This window comes from Legionella drozanskii LLAP-1, assembly GCF_001467585.1.
In the GTDB taxonomy this organism is placed as follows: domain Bacteria; phylum Pseudomonadota; class Gammaproteobacteria; order Legionellales; family Legionellaceae; genus Tatlockia; species Tatlockia drozanskii.
Genome location: NZ_LNXY01000032.1, coordinates 46,019 through 62,766 on the forward strand (window position 1 = coordinate 46,019; position 16,748 = coordinate 62,766).

The following is a 16,748-nucleotide window of genomic DNA, read 5'->3' on the forward strand; positions in this document are numbered from 1 at the left end:
ACCTCACAAAAAAGTACAATTTCGTTTACGCCACAATAAAAACCCATATTGTTGCGGAGTATCGGCTTTGATTTTTAGTGCTTCCCAGCCAAGGGTGCTATACCCTGACGGGTAACAATGTCTACCATCAGCCACCTGATTTACCATTTCATAGCGGTAGCGCGATTTCGGCGTCACCCAATAGTGATGTTCCTTACAAATCTCACCTATGCGCGGGCTTGAATCGTAAATAAAGGGAGGTTCTCGATGTAATTTGAAATTCATGCGCTCAGCTAATAGCAGCGCTGATTGGACAGGCGAGATAGGGGCATGGATATGGCCGTTAAGGGGATAAATATTACCTTGAGTACCTGCACACCAAAATAAATGATCCAGTGGTTTTAAAGTTGCTGTTGACGCAACGCCGTCAGCGGCACAAGACGCTTGTGCAACCTGATTAGAAAAAAGAATCGCATCAGGATTTAACACAAAACTCATCGACGAGTTTCGCCAAGTGGGATCAAGTTCTGTCATGTAGGCGACATCAAACTCACCACCCTGCATGCAGCCAAGTGAGGTAATTAAATTTAACCAGTAGATAAGTGGGTATTTATACCAATGAACATGGTAAAAAGCATGCGATGCCCCTAATCCTTGAGAAAGCTTACCCCCTCTGCCCTGCTTAATCCCTAAGTTAAGTTTATGTCCTCCCAAATTGACCAGGCAATAAGGGGTGTCGGTCACATCAACCAGCGAAAAAGGCTCCCAAAAACCAATGTTTAAGCCAATCCGAAACCCGATTGCAGAAGGGCAAATTTCAATGGGCCGCGATACCCCGTTTAGCATCGTGGGGTTCTCAGTATCTGGCAACGATGAATGAACCACTTTGCTATTACCAATGGATAACGGGAATAAGCAGCGCCAGCAAATATCCTTTAAGGGATTAACAAAATGCCCCGTGCACTCTTTTCCAAAGGCTTGACTGCTCATTAAAAGTAAAATCAATAGGAGTCTAAAAGGCATGCCCATTCTCCCCTATCGCAAATTCAACGATTTTGAGTGAATCCTCAGCACGAGTGACTAACGCAGGGACATGCTTTATTGCTAATTTTTCAGTAATGCGCCCTTCCTGGTCAAAATAAATAGTCTCTTTGATTCGAAGTTCTGCGTCCCGCACATTTCCGCCTGTTAAAATCCATTGAATATCGACGTATTGAGTGCGGATAATATCTGCAAATTGACGCTGTGCCTCATCATCGTAATCGATGAAAACCCATACCGGCTGATACATGGGCAGTTGAGTAAGCGCATTTACCGTTAAACCCTTTTTTAGAATAATGCGGCCTTGATTATCTTGAATGTCCTGCTTTAACGTAGTCACTGGCGTGTGATAATGACTCGTTGTTTTATCGGTTCGGCTTAAGTTTAATGGCCTAGGTCTTAGAGCTTTTGCTTCCACTTGCTTAACCCAGGCATTTTCCAAGTCTTTTAATTTCCCGTCGTCTTGAAAGGCTGTTAATCGTTCATAGATAAGAGTTAATAAACTCTTTTCCATAACAGGGAAGGTCTGACCGAGTGTGCCTAATTCTTTTGCAAACAAACTCTGGGTTGCAACGAGAAGGAAAACAATGAATAGTTGTTTCATCGACTCCCCTTCATGTTATCAGCTATTTGGGTCGCAATCTTATCGGTGATATCCGCCGAAGATGCCAGCGTCATTTCTTTTTTAATAACGATGACTTGATGAGTTCTGGCATAATCATTAAGCGCTTCTTTAAGAATTCTGGCAAAACGACTGCTTAATTGTTGCGTCTTTTTTTCCTCTATTTTTTGTTGGCTTAACTGTGTGACAAATTGCTTCACCACTTCGTTTTTATCAAAAGTTACCACAGTGACTTGTGAATGATTAAACCAATAAGCCATTGCCGTAATTCCAAGAACAATGCCCATCCAATAACAATCGCGTCTTTTTAAGAAACCTTGCATAATTCATCTCCGTAATACTGTTCTGCCACGCGATAAACTGCCTGCTCCAGCGATAAGCCCTGCGATCGGAAGGTTTCTATGGCTGCAAATTCTTCCGCATTGGATGAGAAAAGAACACGGGTAAAAGGATCGGCAAAATAGCGGTGGAAGGTATAAGCCTTGCCGTATTGCACCATGACGCTTGAAAAGCCTTGGGATTCGGCCTCACCAAAGGATTTGATGAGACGTTTTTGTTTTTCATCATACACATCGGGGTTATTTTTTACATAATCCTCAAAAGTACCCTGACGCATAATGAATTTGATATCACTTGATGATGCAACCGCCTGACCTTCAATCGAGCCTGTCATCGCGGTCAATTCCTGGAATATCACACCAAACCCACCATTGTATTTACGGGCAGTCCTAAACCCTTGCGATATAAAGCGGGCAGCAATGGGGTTAGAGGTTGAACCCTCTGATATAAAACGCCAGGCTTCATCGATAATACAAAGTTTTCTTACATTTCTGTCGGAGTGATAAAACTGCCCCTGAATAATCACAATCATGACAAACATGATGATGGTTAATAGTTCAGGATTTTCTTCAAACCCACCCATCTCCAGAACCACGAAATCAGGGTTGGAAATAAACGGCGTGTCACTGTTGAACATCGAGCCATAAAGTCCATCACGGCCAAATTTTCGCAAATGAATAATGAGGTCGCTTAAGCGCACATCATCCTTAGATTCAAGATTTTGAAGCATCAAGCGCAATGCCTGCAACACATCATCCATGCAGGTTTTTGCCCCATTTTGTTGCCAGCAAGCTCGCACAGCCTCCAGCAAATAATCACTTTGAATACTTGAAATAGGTGCGTGGGGACTTGCCATAATGGCTAATAAATCACGAATTTGCGTGTAGTTATTGGTCACCTTGCCATCAATCTCTACCTCACCATCAAAATCAAACAAGGTAAAGGGATTTAAAGTGATGTTGGCAGCATTTAAATAAGTGCCACCGACTAACTCACACAAATGCTTATAAGAATCGCCTAAATCGATGACAAATATTTTCTCCCCTTGTGCTAAGCCCGACAGTAGACGCCATTGATTCAGAAGTGATTTACCCGAACCTGAAGAGCCCACGGTGACAAAATTGAAATTACTGATAGGTAAATTCTTGCTATCGAAGGTGTCGACATAAGCAAGTTGATGCCGGTAGGTCGGCAAAAGCATCCCTTTAGGAGAGCCTTTAAAATCAGCGATTAAGGGCATTAAGTTAGCGCAGGTGTAATGCGATAAGCGTTTGGTTTCATCATCCATTCGCTCAAGACTTTCAAACATGCCTTCGTTTAAGAAAAAGGGCAGACTCCCTAAATAGCGAAGCCATGCGCTGACCGGTTTTTGCACTAGACTAAATCCAAACTCGCGATAGGCATTGAGGGTTTGTGCTACATGTTTGCGTTCGTGTTGCACGTCGGTAAACAGTAACACGTTGTAAAAAGTACGATGTAAACTAAGATTTCCTTTATGCGCTTCGTCATAGCAATATTGCCAATTTTTTAACTCATCAACGAGATTAGGATTTAAAGCCCGTTGTACGGCATTATTTGCTTTAGTCAGTGATTCTGTTTTACGTTTTGATTCTTGTCTAACCTGCTCTTGATTGACCCCTTTGATAGTAAAACTAATTAAAAAAGGACACTGTATTCCTTTTTCGGTGCTAAACAGATTAGCGAACAAATCCGCTTGCGACCAAAGCGCAAATTTTTTAGGCCATTTATTTTTTTCAATCATAAGACTGACCAAACGGGTTGTTTTTGGGTGTCCTTCATCATCAACCACCCGAATATCCACCGAATCGTCATTGATTAAAACCGTCGTATTAGGACGAATCATCCCCTTGGATAGAAGCTCGTTAGTATTGTCCTCGCAAGTTGGCCACTGGATATCATCTATATTAGGTGAAGTCAGAACGCGAAGCAGTGTTTTAAAATCGGTTCTAGAAAGCCTTGCATGGTGATAGCCCATCACCGATAACTCTGATTCAAAATCAAGACGGCTATCTTCTAAGCTCTGCTGTGACTCTTTGCTCTTTTTAGTCGAAACAAAGAGATAACAGCGATAATCTGCAAGTTGCGCTGGAATATTACGCTTATTTTTATAACCTGATTTGATGGCATTTAAGTGATAGCGAATACTCATACGGGCAATCGCTTCATACATCCCACCACGCTCTAATATCGCCTTAAATCCACGGATTAAATCATTCTCTAAATAATGATGTTTATGCATCATGACGGTTAAATCAAACCCTTCTGGCAATCGATGTTTCAAAAGCTCTGCGTGGGCTTTAACCAAGTGCGCATCAGCGCCTGAGCCAGGTGCCAGATACAATCCAAAACCCATTGTTGTTTTATTCATAAACAGGTCGTTATCTAACATCGCCTCATAGGGCAGCAGGCGCTCAAAAATGGCCTCATTAAGGGACATCGTTTCATTAGCATCAGCGATTTCTTGTAATGACTCAGGCGCTACGCTCTCTTCGCCTAAAAAGCGAGCAATTTTATAAACGACCTTTCGATTTAAATCACGAATTTTAGTCAGCATGGCTATGTCCTTTAATGACATTAAACTCGTTGTTGCATCGCCTAACTTGTAACTCTGGCCTCATCGTGAATAATCTACTGTCGTATCGACTTAGACTCATGCCGTCTTCCCCTCTGTGATTTCAGGGACATACACGTATTCGCCTGGATGGTTTTTTCCTTGTTTGTCAGCATGAGGTACTAGCCATAGTCGCTTCACAGAAGCCTTAATCAGCGACTTTTGTCGTTCATGGGCTGGTGGTAAGATTTTGATTGCTTTGACTTCCGTCATCGCATTCACTTCATCCATGGATAAACAGTTATCCCCTGCGGTGACATTACAGCTGAAATTTGAATTCATGCTGGAACAAGACGACAGTAAACTTGCTAACATCAGTACGCTAAGTAGGCTATGAATTTTCATCGAGAGGCTCCAGGAGTTGCTAGTTGCTGGCCTAGTTGTGCCTGATTAAGTTGAGAAAGGACTTCATTAGGAACAATAGGCTCGTTGTTTTCAGTTGGTTGATAATGAGTTAGCTTTGATTCAGGTTCGTCGTAAAAATAAAACCCGTCCTTAAAGACAATATTGACCACGTTGCCAGAGCCTACCTGAATAACAGGATGATATTGTTCGGCACGTTTGATGTAATATTGCGAGAGTTGATCAGCAGCTTTTGAAGCGCCACCATAGGCCGCAAAAGGGCCAATATGAGAGGAAGGAACCACTGAGGAAACACCGCCTAATGCACCGAAACTTTGCACGGATTGCGCATATTGGGCGGCTTGCGCGACACCTGATAAGGCACCACTGATGCCAGCCCAGGTTACTACTTTGCCATCGCGCATTAAAGGGATCCCTTTTATACCCACCTTTCCTGCAAAAAATGCCCAGCCGGTGACCTCTTTATCCACCATGCCTTTTTCAAACGAACAGGAAATTTTGTCTAATTTGACATAAGCCCGTTCACTGGAAATATCACCATAGGCACTCGCTGTAACAAAACAGCCTTCTAAATGCGAGCGCTTACCGTTGGGTAAGGTGCCTTGATTGATGATTTTAAACAGCATGACCCCATTGTTTTTGTTCTGACCATCGACTGAGGCATCTGCGTCCACACCACCAAGAACAACGGCTTTTGCAAAGGTACCGCTCGGCACGTAATTGGTGGGGTTTTTAAGGATTTGTCTTGATTTGTACTTACCTGCTTGAAACGATACCGAATGAATCCTTGGCGGTTTATTTAATCGACTTGAATGAGCCACCGTGGGATAAAAACCATCGGTCGCAGTTTGATTGGGGTTAAAAGTATCGTTAGCTGCAAAAATGGGATTTTTATTCGCCTGCTCTTCTGTCTTTTTTTCAGTTTCAATCTTAATACGAGCAATCTCAGCGACCATTTTTTCAGTGAGTTTTGCCACCTGTGTTTCACTTTGTGCTTGTAAAGTTTTAATGCCTTCACTTAAGGAAGCGAGTTGTTTTTTCAAACCATCAACCTCTAACTGCTGCGATGTCATTGCACTTTCGGTATCTGCTTCACTGAATTGCGAATCCATAACCCCTGTAAAATCTAATGGCACCTTCTGTTTTTTGGTTGAATTCGAGCTGCTTTTAGAGGCAATTAAAATGAGTGCCAACATGACAATTAGACCAAAACCAATGCCGATAAAGCGCACAAACTGTTGCTTTTTAATGAGTCCATTTAATTTGAGTTTATGCAGTTTAAGCGTCTTAAACATGGACTTTCTCCTTCGCCAAATAAACTGTTTCACTTTTTTTAGGGGCAATGGTTGGTTGGCTTAAAGCAATACCGCGTGTTTCTTGCGTTTTAAACCATGATTCGTCCAAAATCATTGGCTTAGATGAGCGGTTATAAACTGTTAAAATTTCTCCAATATAACTATCGCCGATAAATTGCTTTTCTACTTTAAAACTTAAATCCTTATTAATCGGTTTATAGCTTGAAAAAACTGACTTTGACCCATAGCCTAAAGGTGTTTTATTATTCATCATGGCTTGGAGTAATTGCGTAATCGTGTTATCTGAGACAGCCGTTTTCTTTTCAAATTGACGGGCTTTAAAGCTAGGCGTTTTCGCTTGTAATGCGACGGTCTTGCCTAAAGCTTCAATGGGCTTAACTGTTGCTGAGAATTGATGCCCTTGCTTCGTTGTAAAAAACACCGTAAACGGTTCTGCAAGATTTAAATCAACTAACACACTACCGTCTTTTTGGTATTCGATAATTAGATCATCCTTTGAAAAAAATACTTTGGTGATTGAATCATTGGCAACATATAAGCGGTTGTAGTTGTTTTTACTCAATTCCAATTCAATATTTTCATTATCCGAAAACGGATACACATTGCTTGCAGTAGCGAGGAAGGAGACACTGACAAAAGCTAATGCAATAAACCCTCTAATCATTCTTTTCCCCTTTTTTTTCTACAAATCCAACAATGAAAAGTTCTCCTAGTCGGTAACGGTATTGAATACGATAGGTTTTTGATTCTGTTGTTAAAGCGCGATAGCCCACAAAGCGTTGGAGTTTACCTGTGACGACCGTAGATAAATGTTGAGAATCGGGAATAACGTCAGTGATATCGAACGTGCTCGCAATTTTTTTGGCTTTAATAATCGCTTCTTCCTTCGCAAGCCGCTTTTTAAATTGTGAATAAATGGATGAATCAACAAAACTTAAGAGTGTGCTATGATTTTTACTCACACTTGTGGGCGTAACATTCAAGCGAGAATAAATAAAATTTACAGTCATTAGTTTTAAATAACGGACATCGACTGTGGTGTCGCTTACCAAATAACCGCTGTTTGCGCCAAACGGTACTACTTCCCGTTTCTGATGCTTTAGACTATGAAAGGCTAAGTAAGCCAATATGATGTTGCTAAATAAAAGCCCAATGACTAACACCACCATTAAATTTAATCGGGCTGAAAGCTTAGATAGTTTGCTTTCTTTTACCTGATAATCCATTTGTCTCTCCTAACTAGTCCAATACCTTTTGTATGAAGGCGGTAGGTTCTTGATAAAAATGTTGGTAATGACATGGGGAAAATACCAATACATAAGTAACAACAGATGGCTGGGTGGTTTTCCTTTAAGAATTTTGCGAATAGCTATGCGAATACCAATACCCACCAGTGCCATGACAATTTTGCTTGAGCCAACTATCACCAAAAAAATGGTAAACCCACCAATGAGGTAATCATCCATCGTTAAGCCGAGAATGCGTTTGGGCTCATCCATATAGCGCAAAATTAGATACATTGATTCATCATCCATTTTTGACGCCTAGAATGATAAAAACATGCCAGTCACCGTAGAAATAATGCACATCACGATGAATGCCGGAATAAACGCTTTGGGATCATGTTTGATTGCGGCATAAAACCCCCCTACTGCAAAGGAAATGGCAATTAATAACGTCCATAATGCGCCTGATTTACCTAACGTTTTTCCAATCGAACCAGAAAGGATCGTGGCAACAATGTCAGAGCCAGTATTCGAATTATTCGAAGCATGAGAGAGATTTGATATAAGAAAAAGCGATAGACATAGCAGTCTTTTGGTTAGTAAATCGCCTATCTCATATGTAAGATTTTTAATCGTTTTCATTCATTTTTCCTTGTTTTTGGCTCAAAAAATCCCTAAGCCTTTCTTTGCTTAAAAAATTACTTTTCTATTAACAATAATTGGGTATTACTGACTGACTTAAAAAAGCTTATCCATCCATAGCCCCTCCTGCTTTGTGGATGAATTTTGCCAACAATCGATTGTTGTTTCTAAGAGCGACCTGCAATTGTGACAGCGTTTGATTGATCTGATGCGTCTCAATAAGTAAAGCCAAATATTTCAGTTGGCTATTGAGTTGAGGCGTGCTGCTTTCGAGCGTGGCTAAAAGGGCGTAGGTCTTACTTTTGTTTATCAAGGCTGTAAACAGCTCAACACCCTTTTCCCCTAGGATCTCGTTATTAGCCAGCAGGCTTGTTCCAAAAGATGCAACTGGCACGGTGACATTAGCAACTGGGAGTGCCTGGGCAAAGACAGGGTATGATCCGAAAATTAATATTAGTGCTAAAATGATTTTATTCATCGCTTTGTCTCCATTTCTGTAAATCGCTGTCATGCTAATTTTTAAAAGAAACACCAACAGACCCTAATCGATTGGAAATGTTTTCAAGTTCATTGATTAAACTCTTTACTTCACTCAGAGAAGGAATTACTTTCGCGGAGAAATAAGCGCACTCTTGTGTTTTGGAATAAATATTACTGAGATTTCCATCTGCTACTCTTAAGTTTTTCCATGCAGTTGGATATCGTTCGGAACGAACTAAAGCTGCGGCACCTTGCATTACCCAACCCGCATATTGAACGTCGCGTGCACATGGAGCGTACTTCTGCTCTTCAAACATCCTGTCCAAAGTGTTGTAGACCATTTCGCATCGCGTTGAGATAGCCTCTTTATCAGCTTGAGCCGAGAAACCAATCCCCGTAACAAGCAATGCAGAGACAAATGTAGCAGCATTAATTATTGATGTTTTTTTATTCAACTTCATTAGCTTTCTCCTTTTTTTGGTTGTAAAAATCCCTTAAGCGAACTGTCGCTTAATTTTTTGTCATCATTTAAGGCCTTTTATTCAGCGTGAACCGCTGATTACATTTATCAGATTTTATGGTTCATTAGAAAATCCCTGTGATGGTTTTCACTAACCCCTGTTCCAGGGCAAGTCTTGCATCCAAAAACTTTAGGTTCACTTTATCTGCATTCGATATTATTCGAGTTCGATAAGGTAGATACTGACTATCTCTTGATGAGGTTTGGGAGGTAACAGTGCTGCTGCCATTTTTTAAATGCGATTGGAATTGTTCGTTGACTTTAATCCCTTTGCCTACCTTCTCACTGATTTGAATATCGGTAATCATTGTATAATTCACATCTTTAACTAATGAATCAGCTGCTAATCCTATTACCCCACCTGCAATCCCTCCTGCCAACATGCCCGCACTGGAGTTTGTAAAACTCCCCGTAGCAGTTCCGGCAACAGCGCCCGCAATAGCCGAACCATAACCGCCACCTAATGCGGATTGACTTGCAGCGATACTCATTTTACCGACTTTAAGAATGTTGCCTTGTAATAGGTAATGAGCAAGATTCGGCTGGTTCACCACTCGATATCCTTGATTACTTAATGCGGCTTTTAATTGGGGAGTTATATCAATCGATTCATCCGATGTGTTTTTGATGGATACATAAATCGTTTTTTTAGCCTTGGAAACGGGTTTAAGAAACACCGTCTCACTTTGTTTTGTACTGACCTCCAGGGTGCGGTGCTCCAATGCCGTCTGTGTTGCAGCACAGCCGGTTAACACCGCAATCGTTCCAGCTAATAAGACATTAGAAATCATTTTTTTATTTGCGTTCATGCTTAATCCTTGTTTCCCTTAGTTTTATTTTTTTTCAAAATCTCTAATCGATGTACTGACATCGCTACTCACCAACCTCATCCAGAGGAATTGCATAATTTAATTCGGATATGGATCTAAATTTATTAAGATGATCTTCCAATCGTAATGTTGCTTCCTGTATTTTTTTTCTATTTGATCGACCACAGGATTCTGACAAAAGACGATTTGCACTTTTTGATAACTGAATCGTTATATGAACTTTCCTGTAATTGTCATTTGATTCCAATTTCATCTCCATAAGATATGCTATAGTGCTGAAAATTTGCTTATAATATTAGTTTTTATTTAACCAAAAAAATTAAAAAAATGTTTATTAATAAGCACTAATCTAAAAATTGATGTAAGATAAAATAATTATTTAACTATATTACCCTTTAACGGGTACCCTGTAAAGGGTAATATGTGATTATGCCTATAATTTCTGAAGAGCAGCTTAAACATAGATTTTCGTTAAATATGCGCCGTTTTATGGTTGGTAAAGGTATTAGTGAAAATGAACTAAGCAAAATTACTGAAATAAGTCAGTCAGCCATCAATAGAATAAAAAACGGGCAAGTTTGTCCTTCTTTATATCAAGCTACAATTATTGCCAATGCTCTGGAAAATAAAATCGAAGATTTCATTGTTGATATTCTCGATGAAAATCTTGAGGTTGATTCCAATTATATTCCCGTGATAAGCACAAACAATTTATTAGGGAACGAGCAAACAAAAATATTGGGTTTTGTTGAAAATCATATGAATTGGAAAACAAACACTCTCGGATTTAAAGTTGATAAAACCTTTGACTGTAAGATATTAAACAACGATAGCATTGTGATTTCATCAATAGATGATAACATATCATACATAGATGGAGACACTGTCCTTTTTCTTTTTAACAAAAAGTACATGATAGGAAGCATTCATCAAGGCTCCATTAAGCCAATAGATAATTTAGTAATGAAAATTGACTTAAAAAACTCTGCTATTGTGGGACGGGTTATAAGCATAGAAACAAAATATATCAAAGACAAACAAACTGTTCATTCTATTTTGGAAAAATTCAATGTGAATAGTTTATCAAATATTGTCAGCTCTATTACTAAATCATTTAATTTACATCCTGCCTAGAATAAACATTATTTGATTCATCATAATTTATTTCCCATTTAATTGGAGAAAAATCTGTATTCCAATCAATAATATCGCTTTTTTCTTCCCTTTTAATGATCGCTATCAATGGTTTGGTAATAATCGAATATACGACAATCTCATAAGTTATCTTGGTAAAATACGAAACCAAAATAAACTTCATCATATGTTCTATTGGCCATATCCCATAAAAAGATAAGAAGCAAAACAGCGTTGTGTCTGAAATTTCTGAGATAAGAAGAGATTGGAAAATTCTTTTAAATAATGACCTACCTTTGTTCTTAATTTTTAATTTTTGAAAGATAAAAGAAGATAAAAAAAATGATACTGTAAATGCTATAGTTGAAGCGACATAGGTTCTAAGCATTCCAGAGAAAACTGATTCAAATTCGTGCTGGAGCTTCCAAAATGGTGATGGAGGTAAAATTATAATTAAATAAATACAAATATCGAATAGTATTAACGATACTATACAAGACAATAGAATTCTTCTTGCATTTTGATACCCATAGATATCCGTTATTATATAATCAAAAATATAACTAAATGGATAAACAAGCATTGCGCCCGTTACCGTAAATCCCCCGATACTTATCAATTTTGATGAGAGAATATTACTAAGTAATATTACAGTAACAAATAATATTGATATTAAAACAAGATATTTATATCTTGATAGTGAGTTTGCCAAGCTTAATTTATTTAAGCTTTTAGATGCAAAAATTGTCCCAATGAGATACGCGTCTTTTCCTGAAAAATTATTCATAAAGTCAGGATTTTTGACAACATCATCATAATCCAATTTTGATGGCTTCTTGTGGCCACTACCTATTGGGGTATAAAGTAAGTTGTTATTTATAAAATCAATGTTTAACTTATACTTGTTTTTGTTCATTTTTTCTTAAAGCAATGTAATAATAGGGGGGATATTTTATTTCATCTAAATAATTTATCTGATCTGTTTTATCTCCTAAAGGCAAATAAGTTTCTAAATGATTAAACCCAACTTCTTCTGCAATTTCCTTAATATAGATATCACTCCAATAAAAATCTTTAATTTCACAATCTATATTTAACAATTTTACTTTAACAAGATCCCCATCATATTTTGGCGGTTCACCGATACTTTTCACGGTTAGATAATTGCGAACATATAAATTTTTAGTTCCATTAATAATCACTAAATTTCCAGAAGTTTCCAAAGAATTATAACATTTCATAAGCTCTATCTTAATTTCCTCTTTTGAGGACATATGGAAAAACATCAATATTGAAAATATCGATGTATACTTACTATACTGATAAAGTTCTTGTTCACGTTCATTTTCAAAATAAAGTGAATTTTTTTTCCTGCTATTTTTTCTTGCATTATCTAATGCATTTAGATCTATATCGCATCCATTTACTTTTTTGCAAAAACTACTCAAATAATTGGTAGACCTTCCAGAACCACAACCTAAATCTAAAACGTAGCTTAGATCGATATTAAACTTCTTGGCGAATTTTTCAATATCCCTAAATGCAAGAAATCCAGTTCCTCCAATAGCACTTTGTTTATATTTTCTAATTTGATCTTCATTAAATTTTAACATTCTATAGATATGCTCATTAAGTAACTTAAATTATAACTTATTCAACCTACGGTATAAGCTATGGCTATTCTTCGTTAGTGTACGCGGCGCGTACACTAGACTAGCTCTTCTAAATATTTACCTAAATACTCAGCAAAATTACTAATGTCAATTTTTTTAACCATGGTTTTTGACAACGAAATTCTTCCTTCACTGGTAATTCGAAATAAAACCTCTCCTGTTTTTCCTTCATAAACTTTTGAAGAATTCCTCTTTGTCTTAATGTTTGATAGATGTTTTTCTATCAGCTTGGTAAGATTATCTGTTCCAAGCCCCTCTCGAATTTTAGGAGCAAAGTTTATAATAGCGGCCAAATAATCATCCCCTTTGCTACACATCAAGGATAAAAAAGCTGCTGTCTTCGGCTTTACTTTTGTCATGTCTTCTACTGCTTCCCAAACTTCTTTTGGTACCTTGTTAAAAGACATTAGTTCACTAAATGATGTTTTTGGTATATTCAATCTTCTAGATAACTCGTTTTGACTAATATTCAAATCAATCATTAATTTTTCATAAGCAACAGCCAAAGAGTAAGCAGATAAACTTTTTTTCTTATTTTCACTTGTTTGAATTACCAAACAACCAGCATCATCTTCATTTGTTATAACGGCTTTTAAATTTATATTGGAAAAGGAACATGCTCGCCATCTTCTTTCACCTGCAATTACTTCATATGAATAATCTAAAGAATCTATCTTTCTAACTATAGCTGGTTGCAACTGTCCATTTTGCTTTATATCTTCCGATAACTCTTCGATGCTACCTAGTTCAAATCGATTTCTATCTGCATACTTCCAATTTCGACATTTTTTAGGATCAATTTCTATAATGTTAAAATTGTCTTTATTTGCTAATTCTTTCTCTAATGAGTCGATCTGCTCCTTCAAATTTTTATTTTCTTCTATTTCTTTATTTGCAATATTTTTCCAATCTGCCGTATTATCTTTAATAAGAGCACCAGTTACAGCCTGTTTTCTCATATCAATTTTCATCATTTTATCCTTATGCCTTTAAAATAAAATCAATTACACCAAGATATTCTTCAGCTACCTTTGATGTTGGCTCATAATCTACAATCGATTTAGAGATGGCTGGGCTTTTACACTCCTTTACTTTTACACTCTTAGAAATGACAATAGGACAAAATTCATTGGGATAGGTTTCTTTTAAACTATTAATGATTGCGCTATCAAAAACTGTCATGGGTTTTGACATAGAATTACCTACAATCGCAGCAACTTTTAAATTATCTGCAACTTTTCTCATTTTTAAAACATCCACTTTATCAAACACATCTTGCATACCCCAACTATCGTATAAGTCAATAGTAAAAGGCATAACAACTTTAGTTGTTGCAGCCAAAATCGCATCAAACCAAGGAGAATCTGTGGGTATCCCATCACAAATTATTACATCATAAATAGTTCTATATACTTCTATTTTCTCTTTTAATCTAAACAAAAGATCTTGTGGAGGAATTGCATCCAAAACACCTCGCAATTCCTTTCCCGTAGCAATCACATCAAGATGATCGTTGTATTTAAAAGGAGTACCATTTTTTCCGAGAAGGAGATCACTTGTAGATAATCCTATATTTGATGGCGATTTAACTAAAGATAAACTTAAATGTCCCTGAGGATCCAAATCGATGGCTAGCACTTTTTTCTTATGAGTATTTGCCAAAATAAGTGAGAAATTGAATGATTGCGTAGTTTTTCCTACTCCACCCTTATTTGTAATAATGCTCCAAACATCTGCGGTTTTATTAGATATCTTATGATGATGAAGATCGTCAACGTTACCCTCATTATCAACCCAACTCTCTAATATCTTTAATGCCTGAACTGGTGCTTTTGTGTAATGTTTCTGATCCCTACCCATCATCCATTTTTTTATTGTATTTACTGAATACCCAGTTATTTCAGAAATATCAGATTGCTTTAATAAATGTGAGTCTCTTATTTTTTTTATTCTGTCATTAACATCTAAATCTATAATTGCTTCTGTCATCATGATTCCTCGTTATTATATGCATAGTTAATAAACAACTAGAAATTAACTAAACCATTTTCCTGATGAAAAGGCTGTAACAAAGAACCATACTAGTTCTATTTAGGAACCAAATCAATATGATTGACACAATAAGTTCTGTTAGGATAATATGTTTTTCGATATAATTAAAAATATGACTTTTTCCAATACAATGAGAGAGTTAGATGATTAAAATTAAGGACAATAAAATGATGAGAGGGTATATAGTGAATTAAGAGCATTGAGGAAGAGTCTGCAAACTCTTCCTCAATAAAATATAACAATTAGCTTGGAACAAAGCTAAGCACCAAAAATACTCAAGGAAATAAGAAGTTCCATCGAAATTTTTGGATCCATCCACCGATTAGTTTAGCTTTGTTCCCTAAAAACATCAAGATTTTTTGGTGTAAGGGACATGTATAATGGGATTTTTTAATAAGAATAACAACTCGTTAGAACGAGGGAGTAGCAAGTCTTTTGTCCAATGGGCAATTGAGAACAAGCAATCTATCGAGGCTCGCTTGATTGATGAAGGGATTGTATTTCTAAATAATCATGGGGAAGACCTGCGAACACCGGTAAGCAATCTAATAGTAGATAATCGATGGCATTACATTGATAAACCGGCGAAAAAACAAAGCTATCGCGCAAAAATGGAATATAACAGCGATGGTATTGCCTATCTCGCTTTGACCTATTACACCTTTCGACATGGTGGTCATTCTGAGCGCTTTGATAGCAAGTCTGTACTTAAAACACTATGGCAAGAGGTAAGGGGGCTACTACTTAACTTGTCTCCCATAAAACCCCCCATTAAACCCTGTATTGAACCCGTAACGCCCAAAATCAATCCCATTGACTGGATTGCTCGTGATAAAGAATTGTGGCAATCGATGACCAGCACTGGAACAAGTCACTACCTTAAAAGAAAAGGGTTATGTGAGGGTATTATTCCAGGAATTAAACACGCCAAACATCACATTGCAGTGGCCATTATTGATACCCATAATACTTTTTTAGGCCTGCAACGCATTTATAATGACGGTCAAAAACGCTTTACAAAAGGGTTATCTAAAAAAGGGCATTTCGCGCTTGTAGGTTTAGCTTCCTTACCTGAAAAAGTAAGAACCATTCATGTGTGCGAAGGGGTGGCAACTGCTGGCAGCATTCATCGTGCGATTGGCGAACCTATCTTTGCAGCCCTTGATGCCTTTAATCTTCTTCCGGTCTGTAAATCCTTAAAGCGTCACTATCCTAAAACACAGATTATTATCTGGGCTGATAATGACTGGCAAAAAGCCGATATTAAAACCAAATTTGGGCGTGTTTTAGGCAACACCGGACTCATTCAAGCCAACCGTACTGCTTTTAAACTAAGAGGCTCCTTGGTCTGCACTCCGGATTTTTCAACATTCGATTCAGAACTTATTAAAGAGGCTACTGACTTTAACGATTTACATCTGTTGGGTGGATTAAATCGCTTATCTGAAATTATCCCGAAAAAGCCTGATATCCACTTAAGTCTTTGGCATGAATTGCGACACTTTAACCAGCATGCCCATGGGGCTGTGGCACCTGGTCAATTTACCGATGGCATAAAGCTATCTTATAACAGTCGTTATTTACCCAATGATGTATTTAAGCGAGAGGGCGTACACCTTGTTCGTTCAGCCATTGGTACAGGTAAAACCGCCATCGTAGAACACTTGGTAAAACAAAACCCCAAACAATCCATTTTATTCACGACCCATCTTATTTCACTGGTGGAAAGTGCAGCTTCTCGATTAGGGTTAACCAGTTACAATGAGTGTGATAATTTTGACTTACAATCGAACATCGCCTGGCCATTTGCTTAAATTCTTTAGGCAAGCTCACTGCTGAGGGCGCTTTAAGACACTATGATGTGGTCATCATAGATGAAATCGAACAGGTGCTTGCGCG

20 protein-coding genes are annotated in these 16,748 nt (G+C 37.8%); 2 read left to right on the plus strand and 18 right to left on the minus strand.

Annotated elements, in window-relative coordinates; translation table 11 throughout:
* Positions 1-3 precede the first annotated feature (3 nt).
* From traU to Ldro_RS15190, 14 genes are all read right to left on the minus strand, one after another.
* On the minus strand, positions 4-1,002 hold the full coding sequence (gene traU / locus Ldro_RS15125; RefSeq protein WP_058497269.1) for a conjugal transfer pilus assembly protein TraU: 999 nt from the start codon (positions 1,000-1,002) through the stop codon (positions 4-6).
* A complete protein-coding gene (gene traW / locus Ldro_RS15130) occupies positions 992-1,624 on the minus strand; it encodes a type-F conjugative transfer system protein TraW (protein WP_058497270.1) in 633 nt (210 codons plus the stop codon). Before traW ends, traU begins: the two co-directional genes overlap by 11 nt.
* Positions 1,621-1,965, minus strand: coding sequence for a TrbI F-type domain-containing protein (locus Ldro_RS15135; RefSeq protein WP_058497271.1), 345 nt, complete (start codon positions 1,963-1,965; stop codon positions 1,621-1,623). Before Ldro_RS15135 ends, traW begins: the two co-directional genes overlap by 4 nt.
* On the minus strand, positions 1,950-4,556 hold the full coding sequence (gene traC, locus Ldro_RS15140; protein ID WP_238584034.1) for a type IV secretion system protein TraC: 2,607 nt from the start codon (positions 4,554-4,556) through the stop codon (positions 1,950-1,952). The genes Ldro_RS15135 and traC overlap by 16 nt, the downstream gene beginning before the upstream one ends.
* A 96-nt stretch (positions 4,557-4,652) precedes the next feature.
* Positions 4,653-4,958, minus strand: a complete 306-nt coding sequence (locus Ldro_RS15145) for a hypothetical protein (RefSeq protein WP_058497273.1) — start codon at positions 4,956-4,958, stop codon at positions 4,653-4,655.
* Entirely contained in the window at positions 4,955-6,271 is a 1,317-nt protein-coding gene (locus Ldro_RS15150; protein ID WP_058497274.1) for a TraB/VirB10 family protein, read from the minus strand. Before Ldro_RS15150 ends, Ldro_RS15145 begins: the two co-directional genes overlap by 4 nt.
* The gene (traK, locus tag Ldro_RS15155; protein WP_058497275.1) at positions 6,264-6,956 is read right to left on the minus strand and encodes a type-F conjugative transfer system secretin TraK; all 693 of its coding nucleotides are present in this window, start codon (positions 6,954-6,956) and stop codon (positions 6,264-6,266) included. The genes Ldro_RS15150 and traK overlap by 8 nt, the downstream gene beginning before the upstream one ends.
* Entirely contained in the window at positions 6,949-7,518 is a 570-nt protein-coding gene (gene traE, locus Ldro_RS15160) for a type IV conjugative transfer system protein TraE (RefSeq protein ID WP_058497276.1), read from the minus strand. The genes traK and traE overlap by 8 nt, the downstream gene beginning before the upstream one ends.
* 9 nt (positions 7,519-7,527) lie before the next feature.
* On the minus strand, positions 7,528-7,827 hold the full coding sequence (gene traL, locus Ldro_RS15165) for a type IV conjugative transfer system protein TraL (RefSeq protein WP_058497277.1): 300 nt from the start codon (positions 7,825-7,827) through the stop codon (positions 7,528-7,530).
* 9 nt (positions 7,828-7,836) lie between these two features.
* Complete coding sequence (locus Ldro_RS15170; RefSeq protein WP_058497278.1) at positions 7,837-8,160, minus strand: hypothetical protein; 324 nt, start codon at positions 8,158-8,160, stop codon at positions 7,837-7,839.
* A 106-nt stretch (positions 8,161-8,266) separates the two neighbouring features.
* Positions 8,267-8,638: a hypothetical protein gene (locus Ldro_RS15175; protein WP_131764435.1), complete on the minus strand. Its 372-nt coding sequence runs from the start codon at positions 8,636-8,638 to the stop codon at positions 8,267-8,269.
* A 34-nt stretch (positions 8,639-8,672) separates the two neighbouring features.
* A complete protein-coding gene (locus Ldro_RS15180; RefSeq protein WP_058497280.1) occupies positions 8,673-9,101 on the minus strand; it encodes a hypothetical protein in 429 nt (142 codons plus the stop codon).
* 124 nt (positions 9,102-9,225) lie between these two features.
* On the minus strand, positions 9,226-9,969 hold the full coding sequence (locus Ldro_RS15185; RefSeq protein ID WP_058497281.1) for a complement resistance protein TraT: 744 nt from the start codon (positions 9,967-9,969) through the stop codon (positions 9,226-9,228).
* 64 nt (positions 9,970-10,033) lie between these two features.
* The gene (locus Ldro_RS15190) at positions 10,034-10,249 is read right to left on the minus strand and encodes a TraY domain-containing protein (RefSeq protein ID WP_058497282.1); all 216 of its coding nucleotides are present in this window, start codon (positions 10,247-10,249) and stop codon (positions 10,034-10,036) included.
* A 170-nt stretch (positions 10,250-10,419) separates the two neighbouring features.
* Here Ldro_RS15190 and Ldro_RS15195 point away from each other — a divergent pair, with 170 nt between their 5' ends.
* Complete coding sequence (locus tag Ldro_RS15195) at positions 10,420-11,124, plus strand: helix-turn-helix transcriptional regulator (protein WP_058497283.1); 705 nt, start codon at positions 10,420-10,422, stop codon at positions 11,122-11,124.
* Here the strand turns inward: Ldro_RS15195 and Ldro_RS15200 are convergent.
* From Ldro_RS15200 to Ldro_RS15215, 4 genes are all read right to left on the minus strand, one after another.
* Positions 11,105-12,040 carry a queuosine precursor transporter gene (locus tag Ldro_RS15200; RefSeq protein WP_058497284.1) on the minus strand — a complete coding sequence of 312 codons (936 nt, stop codon included), beginning with the start codon at positions 12,038-12,040 and terminating at the stop codon, positions 11,105-11,107. The genes Ldro_RS15195 and Ldro_RS15200 overlap by 20 nt on opposite strands.
* Positions 12,021-12,737, minus strand: coding sequence for a class I SAM-dependent methyltransferase (locus tag Ldro_RS15205; protein WP_058497285.1), 717 nt, complete (start codon positions 12,735-12,737; stop codon positions 12,021-12,023). The genes Ldro_RS15200 and Ldro_RS15205 overlap by 20 nt, the downstream gene beginning before the upstream one ends.
* 95 nt (positions 12,738-12,832) lie before the next feature.
* Positions 12,833-13,771 (minus strand): ParB/RepB/Spo0J family partition protein, encoded by a 939-nt coding sequence (locus Ldro_RS15210; protein ID WP_083498000.1) that lies wholly within the window; start codon positions 13,769-13,771, stop codon positions 12,833-12,835.
* 7 nt (positions 13,772-13,778) lie between these two features.
* The gene (locus Ldro_RS15215; protein ID WP_083498001.1) at positions 13,779-14,789 is read right to left on the minus strand and encodes an AAA family ATPase; all 1,011 of its coding nucleotides are present in this window, start codon (positions 14,787-14,789) and stop codon (positions 13,779-13,781) included.
* A 440-nt stretch (positions 14,790-15,229) separates the two neighbouring features.
* Here Ldro_RS15215 and Ldro_RS15220 point away from each other — a divergent pair, with 440 nt between their 5' ends.
* Positions 15,230-16,663, plus strand: coding sequence for a hypothetical protein (locus Ldro_RS15220; RefSeq protein ID WP_058497288.1), 1,434 nt, complete (start codon positions 15,230-15,232; stop codon positions 16,661-16,663).
* Positions 16,664-16,748: the final 85 nt, after the last annotated feature.

Coding starts and splice junctions, on each gene's coding strand:
- traU (WP_058497269.1), bottom strand. CDS start 1,002: ATGCCTTTTAGACTCCTATTGATTTTACTTTTAATGAGCAGTCAAGCC.
- traW (WP_058497270.1), bottom strand. CDS start 1,624: ATGAAACAACTATTCATTGTTTTCCTTCTCGTTGCAACCCAGAGTTTG.
- Ldro_RS15135 (WP_058497271.1), bottom strand. CDS start 1,965: ATGCAAGGTTTCTTAAAAAGACGCGATTGTTATTGGATGGGCATTGTT.
- traC (WP_238584034.1), bottom strand. CDS start 4,556: ATGCTGACTAAAATTCGTGATTTAAATCGAAAGGTCGTTTATAAAATT.
- Ldro_RS15145 (WP_058497273.1), bottom strand. CDS start 4,958: ATGAAAATTCATAGCCTACTTAGCGTACTGATGTTAGCAAGTTTACTG.
- Ldro_RS15150 (WP_058497274.1), bottom strand. CDS start 6,271: ATGTTTAAGACGCTTAAACTGCATAAACTCAAATTAAATGGACTCATT.
- traK (WP_058497275.1), bottom strand. CDS start 6,956: ATGATTAGAGGGTTTATTGCATTAGCTTTTGTCAGTGTCTCCTTCCTC.
- traE (WP_058497276.1), bottom strand. CDS start 7,518: ATGGATTATCAGGTAAAAGAAAGCAAACTATCTAAGCTTTCAGCCCGA.
- traL (WP_058497277.1), bottom strand. CDS start 7,827: ATGGATGATGAATCAATGTATCTAATTTTGCGCTATATGGATGAGCCC.
- Ldro_RS15170 (WP_058497278.1), bottom strand. CDS start 8,160: ATGAAAACGATTAAAAATCTTACATATGAGATAGGCGATTTACTAACC.
- Ldro_RS15175 (WP_131764435.1), bottom strand. CDS start 8,638: ATGAATAAAATCATTTTAGCACTAATATTAATTTTCGGATCATACCCT.
- Ldro_RS15180 (WP_058497280.1), bottom strand. CDS start 9,101: ATGAAGTTGAATAAAAAAACATCAATAATTAATGCTGCTACATTTGTC.
- Ldro_RS15185 (WP_058497281.1), bottom strand. CDS start 9,969: ATGAACGCAAATAAAAAAATGATTTCTAATGTCTTATTAGCTGGAACG.
- Ldro_RS15190 (WP_058497282.1), bottom strand. CDS start 10,249: ATGGAGATGAAATTGGAATCAAATGACAATTACAGGAAAGTTCATATA.
- Ldro_RS15195 (WP_058497283.1), top strand. CDS start 10,420: ATGCCTATAATTTCTGAAGAGCAGCTTAAACATAGATTTTCGTTAAAT.
- Ldro_RS15200 (WP_058497284.1), bottom strand. CDS start 12,040: ATGAACAAAAACAAGTATAAGTTAAACATTGATTTTATAAATAACAAC.
- Ldro_RS15205 (WP_058497285.1), bottom strand. CDS start 12,737: ATGTTAAAATTTAATGAAGATCAAATTAGAAAATATAAACAAAGTGCT.
- Ldro_RS15210 (WP_083498000.1), bottom strand. CDS start 13,771: ATGATGAAAATTGATATGAGAAAACAGGCTGTAACTGGTGCTCTTATT.
- Ldro_RS15215 (WP_083498001.1), bottom strand. CDS start 14,789: ATGATGACAGAAGCAATTATAGATTTAGATGTTAATGACAGAATAAAA.
- Ldro_RS15220 (WP_058497288.1), top strand. CDS start 15,230: ATGGGATTTTTTAATAAGAATAACAACTCGTTAGAACGAGGGAGTAGC.